The sequence below is a fragment of the Streptomyces sp. NPDC006872 genome (assembly GCF_040635845.1).
GTDB lineage: Bacteria > Actinomycetota > Actinomycetes > Streptomycetales > Streptomycetaceae > Streptomyces.
In genome coordinates this window covers 840,789-857,650 of record NZ_JBEYIL010000002.1, presented here as the reverse complement: position 1 = coordinate 857,650, position 16,862 = coordinate 840,789, and the positions used below count along the sequence as shown (strand labels likewise).

At 73.0% G+C, this 16,862-nt stretch carries 2 protein-coding genes (1 of these 2 only partly in view); both read right to left on the bottom strand.

The window, feature by feature from the left end; translation table 11 throughout:
• Positions 1 to 35 precede the first annotated feature (35 nt).
• Positions 36 to 677, bottom strand: coding sequence for a type VII secretion system-associated protein (locus ABZ725_RS08655; RefSeq protein ID WP_358801994.1), 642 nt, complete (start codon positions 675 to 677; stop codon positions 36 to 38).
• A 150-nt stretch (positions 678 to 827) separates the two neighbouring features.
• Positions 828 to 16,862 carry the 3' portion of a lonely Cys domain-containing protein gene (locus ABZ725_RS08650; RefSeq protein WP_358801993.1) on the bottom strand. It continues 15,621 nt past the right edge of the window, so 16,035 of the gene's 31,656 nt are visible here — the last part of the coding sequence; its start codon lies beyond the right edge, outside the window; its stop codon occupies positions 828 to 830.

Here is a 16,862-nt window from a genome sequence, read left to right as displayed (position 1 = left end):
CGACGGGTCGTCGCTGATCCAACTGGTCATCGGGGTCAGGGCGTCGAGGGTGGTCGGCTCCCGGCCACGTCCTTCGCCGGCGCCGCCTTCGCCAGTGCCGCCGCCAGCCCGTCCATGGCCAGCACCATGCTCACCGCGGCCGAGCTGTTGAGGCACAGACTGTGCCCCTCGGGAATCCGGTCGAGGACGTCGGCGATCCGCACCTGTTCGAACCCCAGTGGCCCGGTCCGGTGGAGGTGGCGTGGCGAGGTGTAGACCGGGACCACCGCCGTGCCGTCGGGGGCGGACGCGCGTACGGGTTCGCCGTCCGCCGTGACCAGCATGGCCACCTCGGCCCCGGCCAGGGCGGCGGTGACGTCGGAGGCCGGGCCGTAGCCGGTGGTGGCGAGCTGGATGGCACGGTCCACGTCGTCGGTGGGCTCGGGCCACCCCCGGGCCCCTGGCGACGGCCGGTAGTCCTCGTTGGCCACCCACTCGACGATCTCGCCGTCGGCGTCGGAGCGCCACTGTCCGACCACCGCCCACTCGGGCGGCGGGGCCTCCCCACGCCAGGTGGGGTCGGTCAGGTAGAGCCAGTGGTTCGGCGCCGCCTTGGCGGCCCGGACGAAGTCCTCGGGCGGGACGGGGCCGACCACGGGGCCGACGGGGGCGGGGGTTTCGCCGCTGGGGTCACTCATGTTGTCCTCGTTCACTGTGCTCGCTGCCGTGCCGTTCGGATGCCCGGAACTCGGGGGGTGCGGAGAAGCCGACGTCCGGCGACGGCGCGAGCGGGGTCGCAGCGGTCGCGCGGGCGGGTGGTGTGCTCCCGGTGGGAACATCGCGGGAGGTCATGGTCCCACCCCGCCGACCGGGGCCGGGGCGGGCTGGGGGTACGGCCGCGGGACCGGGGGAGGGGCGTCCACTTCGAACGCCGGTGTGGCGGGCACCGCTTCCTGCCAGCCTCCGCCGGGCGCGGATCCGGCCTGCGCGGTGAGCACCGGCAGGTCTTTCGCGCTCCTCCGGGACAGGTCCGTGGAGACATCGGTCCACCACACGGGACGGCCCAGATACTGCGCCAGCCACTTCGCCAGCTCACCCATGCCGGGCCCCCGCCCGTAGAGGGCGATGGGAGTGTCCTGGTGGAGGCCCATCAGGACACGGTCGTTGGCCATCACTTCCAGGAACTCGGTGCCCGGCATCGTCACCGTCCGGCCTCCGAAGGTCACCCCAAGATTGTCCGGGTCCTGCCCGTCGATCTCGATGCCCACCGGATAGGGGAACCAGAGGTCGTCCAGCCACGGCGCGTCCTCCAGGCCGGCGGACGTGTGGATCTGCGCCAGATCCACCGTCTCCCGCACAGTGCCGGTGAGGTCACGGCCGCTCCCCTCCGTTCCAGTCATGTTCGTGACCGTGGCGGTGTAGTCGTAGAACCCGTACTTCTCCAGGTGGTACGTGGCTGCCGCGTCCGGGTCGGACGCGTCCCGTCCCGCCGCGAACGCGTGGGTGAGCAGCTGCCGCAGCTCGTTGAGTTCCGGCTGGTTGATGTCGAGGTACGGGGGCAGATGGAGCACCTGTGCGGCGAGTTCGGACACGTGTGCACCGGACTCGTCCATCACCTCCCCGGCCTTGACACGCGCCCAGAACATCCGCGACCGCTCCGGCTCACCAACCTCCTCGGGACCGGACAGCTGCAGAGCGTCGACGGCCTCGCCCTTCATGCCGGTCGAAGCCACCCATCCGGCAGCCTCCCGCACCGCGTCGGGCAGCGTCACGAACTCGGACTCGCTGAAGCGGGCCGGGCGCACTCCGGCACCGAGCCGTGTGGCCCGCTCCTCCGCCGCCGCGATCAGCACACGGCGGGCGGCCTCCTGGTCCAGCCCGTCCCCGGCGGCCTCCCGATGCGCAGCCACCACGCGCTCCAACAGATCCAGCGTCAGTGGACCCGCCTGCTGGAACGCAGGGTCGGCCAGCCACATCTCGTCCACTGCCGCCGCCCCGTACAGCATGTCCTCGAAGTCGGCACGATCCTCCGCCCAGACGCCGAACATCGACTTCAGCGCCCGCACCAGACGCAGCGTGCGTATCCTTTCCGCCTCCGGCACCGGGCCAGGCCCCGAGTGCAGCCCGGCCGCCCGCGCCAGCCGGTCGAGTTCCCCTCCCGTCGGCTCCGGCCGGAACAGAACCCACGCCCGGTGCCGCCCTCGGGGATCGGTGTTGATGTCCCGCACGTATTTGCCGTCATGCGCGTCGGACATCCCCTGCGGGCCCTCGGAGGCACGCACCCAGCGTTGCGCCCCGTTCGCGATGTGCTGCCCCAAGGAGACCTGCGCCAGCGGATCGGGCACGAACACTCCGGGCAGGGACACAAGCAGCGCGCTGCCCGGCACGGCACGGTTCTTGGGAGACGCGATCCAGCAGCAGGCGAGGTCGATCCAGTGGTCCTTGGGCAACTGGGACGTCTTCCAGACCACCCAGGCGATCGCCTCCTCCTCGTCGACGAGGCGGACGTCGAGCCTGCCGGTGACCCTGTCCCGGACCAGCAGCTCCAAGTAGCCAGGTCTGCCGTGCGTGGAGAAGTGGTGCGCCGCGTCATGGGGGAACGGACGGCCCTCGGGGCCCGGACGCGGCAGCTCGCGCTCCGAACTGGAGTCGGCGGTGGCAGCGTTGTAGTGGACGAACGTCGTCGCCTGGCGGAGATGGCTGTCGTCGTCCTCGAAGTCCTTGGCGAACTGCTCGGGGTCGAACGAGGCGTCGCCGATCAGCTTGTCCGTCGACGGGTCGACGAGGGGCTGGATCACCACATCGTGGTACCAGCCGGGCACGCTGTCATCGAGAACGGGCCCCTCGCCCGGCTGGAGCGGGAGCCAGGCGCCCTTGGGTACTCCCGCCCGGCCGACGACCGTGTCGATGCCGCCCGTCCCGCCGGGCCGCGGGCTGACCTTGACCTCGCCGCTGTGCAACCGCGCCTCCAGGCCGGTGCGGTTCACGAGCTGCTGGAACAGCTCGCGGTGGCGGCCCAGGAAGGGGACGGCCAGCACGACCAGGGTGCCCGCCGGCAGAGCCGACTGCGCCAGGTCGGCCACCACGAGCTCCATGAACTCCTCGATGTCCACGTCCTCCGTCGAACCGTCCGGCATCCGCACCACCACCTTGCCGTTCTGCCAGTCGCCCGCAACGACGTACGGCACAGTCCCCTTCGGCCACGGCGTCTCCCGTCCAGGAGCGGCGGAGAGGGCCAGCGAGCCGTCCGGCTGCGGCACCAGGACATCGCTCAGGTCGGTGTCCAGTTCCAGGGAGTCCATGTTCCCCATGACGTCCGGCCCCAGCCAGTTGAGACCTGCCCTCCGTCGGCCCCCCACCGTGAACCAGCTGCTCTGGGACCGCCCGATCGCCCCCCGCTTCTCGATGCGGAACGCCCCCAGCTCCGCCAGGCTCCCCACTCGTCGGGCCGCCTCGGCCTCCCGCACCACCTCGAACAACCGCGCACGCACGGCGCTGGTCACCCGTACGCCCTGCGGCAGGCCCAGAACATGACGGGCCACCACGTCCAATTGGAGCGGACCTTTCCGGAACCGGTGGTCGCGCCCCCGCAGCACGTCCAGCGTCTGGAGCGCCGCCGCGTCCTCGGACAGGGTCACCCCCACCGTCGCCCGCCGCACCAGGTCGTCCCGCTGCACACCGGCCCGGGTGGCCGCGCCCTCGGACGGCGACCCGGAAGCCTGCCAGGTGACCACGAAATTCTGCGCACTCAGTCGGGGTTCGCCCGGGGGCAGCCCCTGCTGAAGAGTGCGCAGCGCGTCGTCCAGGAAGCCCATGAACGCCTGGTGCGCGTTCCGCGCACGCTTGTCGTCCTCAAGGCCGATGCCGTACCCGGTGATGTCGATCGTCGGCAGCGCGACACCCGCCCGCCGGTTCCGCAGACCGGCCAGCGCCACCTTGTACGCCAGCTCCCTGACGGATTTCCGCTCCTCCCCCAGCAGAATCTCCGTTCCCTGGGCCCAGAACATCACCGGGGTCAGCGCCGGCAGCGCCCCTAGCGGCTCATTCGCCCGCGGCGCGGACGGCTGCGGATCGACCGGCGCGGTGAACACCCGGGGAGCGGACATCTCCAGACCGGGCATCGCCTGCCCCGGCGACGCCTTGGGCACCGGCCGCCTCGACGGCTCCCACTCCATCGCCCCAGATCCGGCCTCGGGCTCGGAATCGGCCTCGGGCTCGGGCTCGGAATCGGGCTCGGCCCCAGGCCCGGCCTCGGCCTCGGACGCACCGCCCGGCGCGGAGCCCTCCGGACGTCCGTCCGGGGTGGCGAAGAAGGGGGCGAAGTCCCGGTCGCCGTCAATACCCAACTTGCTGCGCGCGGTCACGAGGTGGTTGGCCACCGTCTTGGGTTTGATCTTGAGGATGCGGCTGATCTCCAGGTTCGAATGCCCCTTGTTGGCGAGCTCGACGACGCGCCTCTGCGCCGTGGTGAGTTTGGACAGGTCTGCGGGCACGGGTGCCTTGCCGGGGCCCGACGACTCCTCGGCCAGGATCCCGAGCCGCACGGCGAGGTTCCGGCGCTTTTTTTCCCGATTCGACCCAGTGATGCTCAATTTTTGGTAGATGGCAGTGATATGCCATTTCACAGTACTGAGCTCGATGCCCACGATCTGGGCGATCGCCTGGTTGCTATACCCCTGGGCGGCGAGTTCGGCGACCCTCTTTCGCGTGTCACCGAATGGGGGGAGGTCTTCGGGCCAGGGCACCCTCCCGGGGCCCGACGACGCCTCCGCCACCGCCCCCACTGCCGCCTCCGCCGCCTCTGCCGCCTCTGCCGCGGGCACGTCATCCTCGGGCACCATTCCGCCCGGTGCCGGTGTCGACGCCGGGGCATTGTGCACGGACTGCGGTTCGAGCGGCACCGCCTTCCGCCAGATCTCCGCGCCGACGGGCGCTCCGGCGGACACGGTGAGCACCGGGAGACCCTCATCGCCGGGGGCGGACCATTCCGTGGGGAAAGGGCTCCACCACACAGGATGGGTGGTCAGCCGTGTCGCCAGCCGCGTGGCCAGCTCCGCTGTGCCGGGCCCCGGTCCCGAGAACAGCAGGAGGACAGGAGTGTTCGGGTCCTGGCCCGTCAGAGCGGGGTCGTTCGCCGTCAACTCCAGGAACTCGTCGACCGACATGTCCTCCGTCAGATCCCCGAAGGTCAGCTGGAGACGGTCCGGATCCCACTCGTCGGGTGTGACGGTCACCGGGAAAGCGACCGGGGCGTTCACCTGGCCCGCCGGGTTCTGCTTCCGCCAGGGCGCGAGTTCCAGGCCACCGGGCGTACGGACCCGTGCCAGGTCCACCAGCGGGGGCTGCCCGCCGACGAAGTCGCGTCCGCGCCCCGGGGCTCCGTCCTGGACCGTGTCCACGGCGGTGGTCTCGTAGGCCCCGCGCGCCTCCAGGCCGTACACGACCGCCGCACCCGGGCCGGACACTTCCCTCCCCTTCACGATCGCCCGGGTCAGCAGCGCCAGCGCCTGTTCGCGGTCCATCCAATCGGGCTCGAACCCCGGGCCCTTACGGAGCACCCGGCCGACGAACGCGTCCGCGTCCGCACCGGCCGCCTCCAGGACCTCCTCGGCCCTGACCCGTGCCCCGAACATCCGCGACCGCTCCGCCGCACCCACCTGACCGGGACCGGAGAGAGACAAGGCGCCCATGGCAGCGTCTTCCAGCGCGCCCCCACGCAGCCATCCGGCAGCCGCCGCCAACGCCGCCAGACTTCCCGTCCACCCGGCCGCTTCGGCGTCCTGTACCAGTTCGAACAGCTCAGCCCGCGCGGCGTCGTCCACCGGCGCACCCTCCGCCGGACGCAGAACACGACGGGCCACCGCGTCCAGATCGAACGGACCACCACGCAGTTCCACGTCCCGCCCGCGCAGCACGTCCAGTTTCGCCACCGCCGCCGCTTCCGGGGTGAGGGTGAACCCGACCGTGGCCCACCCGCTCAACTCCTTGCGCGTCACACCGGCGCGCGCGGCCACGTCATCGGAGGGTCGAGCACCACCCGGCTTGGCGGAGATCGTGAAGTGCCGTGTGTGCAGCCGCGGCACACCCTCGGGGAGGCCCTGCTGAAGACTGTTCAGCGCTTCTTCCAGACAGCGGATGAACTCCTCGTACGCGCGCTCCGCACGCGTCATACCCATGTCACCGTGAGGCGTTGTTCTGCCGTACCCGGTGATGTCGATCGTCGGCAGCGCGACATTCGCCGCCCGGTTCCGCAAACCGGCCAACGCCGTCTCGAACGCCGACTGCTTGAGGGTGCTCTTCCCCTCCTCGAACAGTCGCACCGAACGGGTGGGGAACACCACAGGGGTCAGCTCCGACAGTGCCCGAAGCGGCCCGGCCCGTCGCGGATCGACCGGATCCGCCGCCGCTTCCGGGGAGAAGGTGACCTCGATCGTCGCCTCCCGCTCCATCGCGGGCAACACACCGGAGAGGGGGCCCTCGCCACCCGGCTCCGCGGAGATCGTGAAGTTCCTCGCGGTCAGCCTCGGCACATCCTCGGTAAAGCCCTGCTGAAGGGTGTTCAGCGCATTGTCCAGCCGGCTGGTGAGCGCCTCGGACACGGCCTCCGTACGCCGCGCATCACGACCGTGGACGCCATACCCGGTGATACGGACCTCCGGCGGTCGGCCCCGCAGACCGGCCGCCGCCATCTCGAACGCCAACTCGTCGATGTCACTCTCGGACATCGCGAGCAGCAGCGACCTGTAGTCCCGCCGGAACTGCACCTCGATCAGCCGCTGACCTGCCGGAAGCGGACCGGCTCCCCCGGCGGCGGGTACGGAACCGGGGCGGCTGCTCACCGCCCACTCGTCATCCGTGCCGGAAGCCTCGAACGCGTCCAGGTCCAGGTCCATGTCCATGTCCATGTCCGCGTCCGAATCGAGACTCGCGTCCAGGTGTGCGTTCAGACTCAGACTGCTCAGGTCCAGGTCCAGGTCCAGGTCCAGGTTCAGGTCCGGGACCGCGCCCGGGAGCAGGCCCGTGCCCGCTTCCGCCTCCGCTTCCGCGTCCATACGCAGACGCCGGTCCAGTTCCGGGTCCAGGCCCAGGCCCAGGCTCGCGTCCTCGCCGAAGACCCCGGTGGCCTCCGGAGCCGGCACAACAGGCACATTCCAGCGCTTCCGCAGGCCCAGTCGCTCCCGGAGCCCGTCGGCCAGCTCCGCCGCGGACCGCAGCGTGGTCTCCGTGTCCGGTCCGCCCGCCAGGACGAGATCGGCGACCGCGCGCACCGCGTGCTGGAAGTCGCTCCCGGCGTACCGGGAGTCGGCCAGCACCGCGTGCGGCTCCCGTGGCAGCACCAGGAAGACGGCGGTGGCCCAGGCCCGGGTGACGTCCGCCTCCACGGCATCGGCGGGTGCCGCGCTCTCGAAGGCCACCGTCGCCGATGTCCACAGCCGCCGTGCCACGTTCGCCGCCGCGGTTTCCAGTACGTCCGTCCAGGCGCCTGCCCGGGTCATCCGCACTCGGGCCAGGTCCAGCAGCGAAACCGCCTCCTCCGACAGCTCGTTCCCGCCGCGCATCACCAGCTCGACCTGCTGGTCGCCGGACGGGGTGAAGCCGGGGACCTCGGGGACCGCCCTGTGCAGCTCTTTCAGACCGACGGTCGCGCCCGCGTTCGGCAACACCTGATCGGGCGGCAGGTCCGCCTCGGTCAACTCCCGGGCGATCCACTGACGCTGGTCGGCATCCCTCGGTACGACCGGCGCCTCGCCGGCCACGCCGGCCTCGTCGACATCCCGCTCCTCGGCCAGGGCATCCAACGGGATGCCCAGGGCCCACAGCCGCGCCTCGGTGTTCTCCAGCTCCTTGCGCGCCCAGTTGACCCCGCCCCAGGAGTCGTCGTCCATCGGCACGTTGTCGCCGTCGGCCCGCTCCAGGGCCGCAGCCTCGGCGAGCATGATCCGGGCCTCCGTGTGCTCCTCCCAGGCGTCGGCGAGTTCGGCGGCGAGGTCGTCGGGAAGGTCGATGGCGAGGTCGTCGGCGAGGTCGTCGGGAAGGTCGTCGGCGAGGTCGTCGGCGAGGTCGGCTCCGGTGGGGTCGACGGCATCCGCGCCACCGTGCGCGGGCAGCTCGGGGCGCAGGGGTACGGGCGGCGCCTGGAGTACGGGCGCCGGAGCGTCACCCACCGCCGGGGTCGGCGGCGAACCCCCGGGCTCGTCGCCGGCAGGCGCCCGACCCGCCGCTACGGGCGCCGGAGCCGACTCCCATGCCCGCACAGCGACATACCGGGGAGTCAGATCGAAGGGACCCGGCAGCTCCAGGGCCGTCCCGACCTCACGCGCGGCCGCCACCAGAACAGGCGGCAGCGCATCCCACAACGGCTCCATGGCCTGCCCGAGCCGGTCGAAGTGCGCGTCGATCAGCGTCCGCAGACGATGCCAGGTCAGCGGAGTGTCATCACCCTGGAGTTCCCGCTGCCGGTCCAGCGCCTGGAAGCCCCGGAGCAGGGCCTCGAACGCCGGGTGGTCGTCCTCCAGCATCGGCCCGTACACCAGCCGGACCGCCCACCACCACCGCTTGACAGCGTCCGTCCTGTTCCGGTCACCGGTGATCCGCTCGGCCCACCCGGCCAGCTGCACCGACGTCGGCAGTGGACGGGCCCCGGCCAGGGAGTCGAACTCCGTCAGCTGGAGGGAGGTCGTCCGCACCGGCTCACCGTGCTCGTCCACCCCCTCCTCGACACGCGAGCCGAACTCCACCTCCAGGCCCGTGGCGGAGGCCCACGCCCACCGGTCCCACCCTTCGGCCAGCACCCAGGAGGCCAGCGGCCACTCCAGCGGATCGCGGCCGTACGCGTGCGGGCCCGCCACGTCCGCGCCCAGCACCACCACGTGCGTGTCGCGCGGCGCCGCCGTCAGCGCCGGAACCTGCGCGAAGAGGTACTCCACCACCCCCTCGTAGCGGAACGCCACACTCGGACCGTTCCGGTCCTGGGGCAGCAGCTCCGCCGAGGTCCCGTCCCCGTCCAGAGCCACCAGGAACACCCGGTCGAACGGCGCCCTCTCCCGGGAGATCTCCACCGCCGACAGTCCCACGCCGCCGGGCGACGGCGTCCACTGCACCACCGCGAGGTGCGTCACTCCCGGCAGCAGGCCGTAGGACTCCGGCGACCCCAGCCACCCCCCGTGGCGCCGCGACGACACCCCCACCGGCTCGTCCGCCGGATTCCGGTGCGTGACGTGCCGCAACTGGTCCACCGGGACCATGTTCCCGTCCAGATCCGCGATCTCGGGCCGCCACTCGATCACGTCCGGCGCCGGGGCCGGCTCGGTACGCGGCTCCCGCAGCTCCCGCAGCGCCCGCTCCGCGTTCACGACGGCCTTCTCGAAGATCGTGAGGTCTATTCCGCGCGGCACGGTCCCGCCCGCCAGCAGCTCGTACCCCTGCTTCACCAGCTCCTCCAGCAGCGGGTACGCCGGATCGATGTCGGACCACCGGGTGTGCCCCAGGGCATGACGGCCCAGCGTCCCGGCCAGTGTCATCTGGTCCGCCAGGCTCAGCAGCCGCACGGGTGGGGCACCCGCCTGCGGCACGCCGGTGACGGCCATCCCCAGGAGACCGGCGAACCCCCGGACCACCGGATCGCCCAGGATCCGTCCCACCGACCGGCGCAGCACCTGGGGCGACAGCGGAACCCTGGCCGCCACCGCCCGCTGGTACAGCCCCGCACCGAGCGCCCCCAGCTCCCGGCCGGACTGCCCGATCCGCTGCTCGGTGATTCTCGTGCTGTCGAGCGTGTTCGCCGGCAGCTCGTCCACGATCAGCGGGACCGCCAGCCGGCCGGCGCCGGTGTCCAGGCCCGGGAGTTCCGGGATGCCGAGCGACTCGTACGGGCCGACCCTCCCTCCCTGGGACGTGCGCCCCGTCAGCCCGGCGGTCAACTGCTCGCGCGGGGACGGCACGTCTCCGGCCGTGTCGTCGAGGAACCTGTACGAGACGGCCCCGTCCGGCCGGTGACGCCGGGACAGACGCTCCAGCACGTCCGTCAGCACTTCCTCGCCGATAGCGGTGAGCTTGTCGTGGTTCGCGCCGAGGAAGGCCCGTGAGCTGTGCTTGCCGGGCCGCAGGGCCCGCCTGACGGAGTCGAGGGCGGCCCGGGGTGCCGCCGGCAGCATGTTCCTGAGCGGGAGCCAGTTCTCGGGCGCCAGCGCGAGCGCGGCGTTGACCGGCTTGACGCCGACCTGGTTGAACACCGTCCAGGCGTATCCCCAGAGCTCGTCCACATCGGGGACGGCCGACAGGAATATGACGAGTTCCGGCGGAACAGCGCCGCGGCCGAGGTTCATGCCGCCCACGAACTCCCTGACGGCCCGCTCCCCGAACTCCCTCCCCGCCATGAACAGGGGAAGCAGGTCCGTGTGCGGCGACCGGTCGACGGCCTGGCTCAGGACCAGCGTGCGGCCCACCGCGGGGGTCCCCGACGACAGCCGGGTGGCGGAGCGCTCGTCGTAGTCCAGGGCGGGGGGATGGACGGTGGCTGCCTTGCCGACCTCGGTGATCTCCCAGTCCTGAAGACCTCGCAGAAGGTCCTCCAGCGAGGTCGGGCCCTGCCTGGCCGTGAGCGCCAGCCGGTCGCCGACCTGCACCCGCCGGTCCTCCGCCTCCTCCAGGGACTGCCACGGCTCGCCCGGGATGGCGGCCGCCGGATCGACGACGACCTCCGGGACGTGCGAACTGATCTCCGTGAACCCCGACCCCGCAAGCGACTGCGACGCGATGTCGACGGGCCGACGGGTGACGGGGTCGAAGTGGAACGTCGCCTCGCTGAGGACGACCTTGATCCCGGGCCCTCTCGCCAGCACCGCGTTCCGCAGATCGGGCTGCCCGCCCGGCGGGATGCCGAGGCTCCGCAGCAGTTCATCGGAGAGGTTGATCTGCGTCGGATGGCGGTACTTGACCCCGGTGCCGACGCCCGCGTACTCGTCGCGCACCGCCCTGTCCAGCAGCGCGTGCTGCACCGAGGACGACTCCGCGAACGGCGGCAGCGCGTCCCTCACCACTTGCCCGGACGGGTCGATCACCACCGCCCGCACGTCGAACAGGGTCATCTCCGGCGGCACCGGCAGCACCCGGTGCCCCCTCTCCCGCGACACGTCCACCCACACCACGCCGCCCGGCAGGTGGTACGCCGCGAACGCGTGCCCCAGCCCGTCCTCCGGCCGTTGCCCCGGCTCCGACGACACCGACCCGGGCCGCCGCGCCAGCACCAGGGCCACCGACCCCGGCCCAGCACGCTTCACGTTCCGCAGTGCGTCCGCCACCGCGTCCCAGGACCCCACCCGGTCCCATCCGGGACCCATCACCAGATCGGACGCCGCGCCGCGCCGGTCCAGCTCCGAGTCGTCCACCGAGCGGCGGCCCGCCAGGGGGGCGGGCCGCACCGCCGCGCGATCCCACACGTCCCGCAGCAGCTTGTCCCGGAACCCCTCCAGCAGCTGCAGGCACCGCCACACCGGCGCACCCTTCGCCTGTGCCTCCAGCGCGGTCACCGCCACGCCGTCCACCAGCTCGTTCAGCTTCCTGGGCGTCAGCACCTGGGGAGGGGAGAGCGGCACGGGGGTGGGCGTGCTTTCGGCAGCGGGGTCAGTGGTGGGCTCCGCGACGGGTTCTACGGGCACGTCCGTGACCGGCGCGACGGAGTCCCCGTCCGACCCGGCTTCGAGTGCCGCGTGCGGGCGGGACCGGCCTTCGAACTCGGCGAAGGCGGGGGTGTTCGGGTCGCTGTCGTGCAGCGCCCCGTAGGACAGGTCCCCGTCCCGGATGGGCCCGTCGTACAGGTCCTCGTGGGATGCGTACTCGTCGTGCGCCGGGTCCTCGGCCGGTGCCGGGGGGCTGTCCGGCGTCGGCGTCGGCGTCGGCAGGACCGCCGGGGGCGGGGGCGGGGTGGTGCGGTGGTTGTACGGGCCATGGGGGTTGCGGGTGCCCTCGGGCAGCGCGGCGAGGTATTCGTCGCCGCGCTCGTACACCGTCACGGCGTTCCCCGCGCCCTCGGTGCGCGCCGTACCGAACGTGTCGATCGTGCCGTTCTCGTGCACCAGGGTCAGGTGGAGACCCGCGTCCTGGGCGAGGTGTTCCGCGGCGAGCAGGGCGGTGGGACCGTCCCACCGCCGGGCCGCCGACAGCTGGGCCCGGATGAGGGCCACCTCCTGCGCCCGGGGCAACGGCAGGTGCGTTCGGGGCAGTCGGCCGCCGCTGCGCTCGAACATCCGTCGCTCGCCGGCGGTCAGCTCGACGCGGGCCCCTGTCAGCTCCTCGGCGGTGAAGGTGGCCCGGGGGTCGAGCCACGCCGTGTCGGGCAGCGGCCGGTCGGTCGGCCGGGACAGGTCGTCGGACTCGTACTCACTGTTGTTGTCGGGCGTCCGCAGCCCGGCCCGGTTCATGGCGAGGGCCACGGCGGCGTAGAAGCGGTTTCCGTCGCCGGGGGGCAGGTCGAGCCGGTAGGTGTGGCCGTGGGGGTCGGTGAGCCGGGCCGGGTCGGAGGCAGCGTCGAAGACGGGTACGGGTACGGGTGCGGGCGCGGTGGTGTCGGCTGCGGTGGTGCTGGGTGTGGTGTCGGCGGTGTCGGTCGACTCGGGCCGCAGCCAGGGCCGTCGGGTGTGGGCCGGCAGCGGCCCCCGTTCGGCCGGTTCGGCGGGCGGGGTCGGCGGGGCCGGTGTGACGGGTGTGCCTTCGGGCTCCGGGACGGGGTGTACGGCCTGGTAGTGGCGGTCGGCGAGGTGGAGGAGGACCCGGGGAACGTCGGTGAGGTGCTGGTCCGGTTCGGGGCCGTGGTCGTGGTGGAGGCCGTCCTCCGTCACGATCCGGATGCCGGGGTTCCCCTTGCTTACGGTGAGCCGGGCCGCCAGCGTCGGCCACAGGTCCGCCGCGCCGTGGTCCCAGCCCAGGTCGCGTTCGGCGTCCGCCGGGCGGCGGAGCTGGGCGACGGCCAGCGCCCGGCGCAGCGCGGGGCTCAGCGGGAGGTGCGTACGGTCGGGGGTTCCGCCGGCGGAGTCCGGGATGACGCCCAGGGCGTCGAACTCGCGGCGCTGCGGGGTGTCGGTGCCCAAATCGAGCCCTGCGGCGGTGAGTTCGTCGGCGGTGAAGGTGTCGGGCCGGTCCGGGGTGACGCGGTCGAGGATGGGTGAGTTCTCGGGGAGCTTGGCGAGTTCGTTGGCGACGGCGAGGCGTAGCTGCTCGGCGGTCTCCTCTTGGCCACGGGCCTCGGCCAGGGCGTGGAAGAAGCCGTTGCCGTCCCGGTGGACGTCGATGAGGCGATGGGTCCGGCCGTCCGGGCCGGTCAGGGCGAGGGGGCCGGTGGCGGTGCCGTCGGCATCGGGGGCGGGGTCGACGTCGATGGTGACACGGCGGTAGACCGGTTCCCGGGGGGTCTCGGTGACGGTGTCGGGGTCAGGAGTCGGCGCGACGGGCGGGGTGACCGTGGGCTCGGGCAGGCCCGCCCGGGTCACGGCGGGGGTGGGGGTGTCCGCGCCGGTCGTGGTGCCCGTGCCGGTCGTGGCGGGGGCGGTGGTGCCTGTGCCGGTGCCGGTGCCGGTGCCCGTGCCGGTCACGGCGGTGCCCGTGCCCGTGCCGGTCACGGCGGGGGTCGTGCCCGTGCCGGTCACGGCGGTGCCCGTGCCCGTGCCGGTCACGGCGGGGGTCGTGCCGGTGTCCGTGCCGGTCGTGGTGCCGGTGCCCGTGTCCGTGCCGGTCACGGCTGGGGTCGTACCGGCGTCCGTGCCGGTCGTGACCGTACCCGTCCCCGCGTCGGCCGGGAGCTGGTGCCAGCGGGTCAGCCGGTCCGTCTCCCCCCGCACCCGGTGGAACTCGTCGGCCGCCGTCTCGGCCCGTTCCCGCTGTGCCTCGGTCTTCCGGATCCGGGTCGCCAGGGCATCCCGGGCCGTGGCCGCCGCCTGGTTCGCCGTGCGGGCCGACTCCAGCACCTCGCTCATCCGTCGGTCGGCGGCCGCCCGGAGTTCCGCGCGCGCCCGGTCGGCCGCCGCGACCAGCCGGGCGCGTTCGTCACGTCGTACGGTGGCGACCGCCTTGATCGCCTGCTCCAGCTCCTCCCGGGCCGTCTCGACCCGGGACACGGCGGCGGTGACGGGGGCGGTGGGGGTGAAGTCGTCGGTGAGCGGGCCGTCCTCGCCGGCCGGGGCCGGGGAGGTGACGAGGAGTTCGAGGAACAGCGCGTCCTCGACCTCCGTACGGGCCAGGGCGACCTGGTCGGTGGCGGTTCGGAGCCGCGCCGCGAACTCCCCGGCCGGATCCGTGTCACCGGGCCCGGCGGGGTCCGTGGCGGGGGGCGGCACGGCCACGACGGCCGCCACGGCAGCGGCGGACACCGCCTCGTCGTACGCCCGTTGCGCGTCGGCATACTCCTCGCGCACCTCCCGCCGCGTCACCTTGCGCACCCTGCGGGCCACCGCCTGCGCCACGGCCGTCTGTTCGACGGCCTTGCGCAACTCGGGGACCTCGCGGCGCAGCGCCAGGTATTCCGCGTCCGCCTCCGTCCACGTCGTGGCCGCCTCAGCGACCTGGTCCCAGGCCTTCCCGACCCGGGCGGGGAAGTTGGTGTCGGTGATCAGGCCGAGGCTCCGGGCCACGTCCTCACGGATCCACGCGACGACCAGGGTCTCGGCCTCGACGGCGCCGGCCTCGGGCTTGCGGCCGAGGGTCCCGCCCAGGTTCTTCCGGAGCCAGGAGGGGGTCGGGCCGTCCTTGAACTGCCGGTCCACCTCGGCGACGGCCAGCCATTTGGTCGGGACGGCGAAGAGGAAGGTCCGGCTGCGCGCCGGCTTCAGGTTCTCCTGGTAGCCGATGTCCTGGCCCACCGCCTGGCCGTCGTCCTCGGCGGTGTCGAGGCCGGTGCCGCTGACGACCGGGTTGGCCGCGCCGATGGCGTCCGACCGCAGTACGGGGGTGCCGCCGATGAGCGTGTTCTGGGTGGTCCCCTGCGAGCCGTCGGACGCCGAGCTGAGCACTAACAGCTCGGGTGCCTCCAGCCCCGTGTCGTCGGTGACCGCGAGCAGGGTGGCGGCGGCGAGGTCGGGGCGGGTGTAGAGGGCGAGGGCGGTGGAGGCGTGGTCGGTGAGGGTGTTCTGGGTGAGGCCGTCGGTGCGGTAGCCGCCCTGCTCGGGGGTGGTCGTGTGGAAGAACGCGCTGAGCGGACCCGGCCCCGACGCGTCCTCCAGCGCCTGGGCGGCGGCGGTGCCCTCAGCGGTGAGGGGGGTGCGCAGGGCCTGGGCGAGCGCCCGCTCCAGTGCTTCGCCGGTCAGCTCGCCGCGTGCGTCGGCCAGCCGGTTGTCGAACGCCTTGCCGAGCGCGACGGTGGAGGCGGCGCGGACGAGGTCGTCGCCGATGACGTCGCGGACGTGGATGCCGTTCGCCGGGAGCTGGAAGGGGCGGGTCGTGCCGTCCGGGTGGGGGACGGCGGCCCAGGCGGTGAGAGCGGCGGCGGGGTCCTGGGTCTGGAGGGGGTTGGCTTCGCCGGTGAGGACGGTGAGGGCGGGGGTGGGAAGGGTGGGCTCGGGGGGGCGGAGGGGGTCGGGGGCAGGGGCGGCGTCCGTGCCCGTGTCAGCGTCCGTGCCGGTGTCCGTGGTCGGCAGGGTGCCGGGGCGGATCAGGCTCACCGGGACGAGGTCGGTGATCTCGCCGATCTCCTCGTCCACGAGGAGGAGGTGACGGGCGTTGGACCGGCCGACGGTGGGTGCCTGCGGCGGGGCTGGTATTTCAGCCTGCCCAGCGTTTGAGGGCACGCCCGTAGGGCGTACCGGGGTCTGGGGCGGAGCCCCCACCCGGCGGAGCCGCACAGTGTCACTGCCGGGAAGGGGCGGGGTGGGGTGAAGGCCCGCCGCAGGCGCCCCACCCGCACCCGCCTCCCCCCTCTTCTCCCCCAGCTCCAGCGTCACCCGCAACCGGTACCGCGTCCGGAACTCCGCATGGGGCCCCTTCGACACCGCCTTCCACGTCTTCGTGTGCGTCGCGGACTGCTCCCAGGACACCTGCTGGCGCGTCGAGACGGTCTCCCGGAACGCCGGGCCGGCCGCCGGGGCGACGGCGTCGCCGGTGTGGAGGTTCTCCGTGACGAGGGTGCCGATTTCGCTGCCCCGGGTCTCGGTGCCGCCTTCGGTGATGACGGTGGTGGCGGCCCGGGTGTCCTCGGTGTCGGTGCCCGGCCACAGGCCGACGAACCGCTGGCCGTCCTCGACGGGTACCAGCTCCGCGCGGACCCGCACCGAGCGGCCGCCGATGCGGATGGTGTGCCAGCCGGGGCCGCCGACGCGGACGGGCAACGAGGCTCCGGAGGCCATGAGTTCGCGGCGGAGGGCCCGGGTGACCCGGCCCGACAGCAGGTGCTGCACGCTCTCCCGGCCCGGGTCGTCGATGCCCAGGTCCCGGAGTTTCTTGTCGATGCTCGCCAACACCTTCGACGCGTCAAGGGTGTTGACCGGGTACGAGGCGAACGGGCGGGCGCGGAACCAGTTGTGCTGGAGCCACGGGCGGCGCCCGTACTCCGGTGGGTCGCCCAGGCCGTCGTCGAGCAGGTCGAGCCGGTGCGCGACGCGCTCGGGCAGGTAGCCCAGCCAGCCGCCCGGCACCGACTGCCGTCGGCCGGCGGTGCCGTAGGGCACGCCCGGCACATAGCGGCCGAGCCACCGCAGCAGACCCGTGGTCCGGACCGAGGCGGCCACCTCGTGCGCCGCGTCGCCGGCCGTCAGTACGTGCATGCCGCCCTGCACCAGGCCCAGGCCCGAGGTGACCGAGCGGGTGGCGGTGAGGGTCCGGCCCCGGCCGCGCTTCCAGGGCCGCAGCACGAAGCCGTACGTACCCACGCTCGCCCCGGGGTGCGAGTGGCCGTACATGAA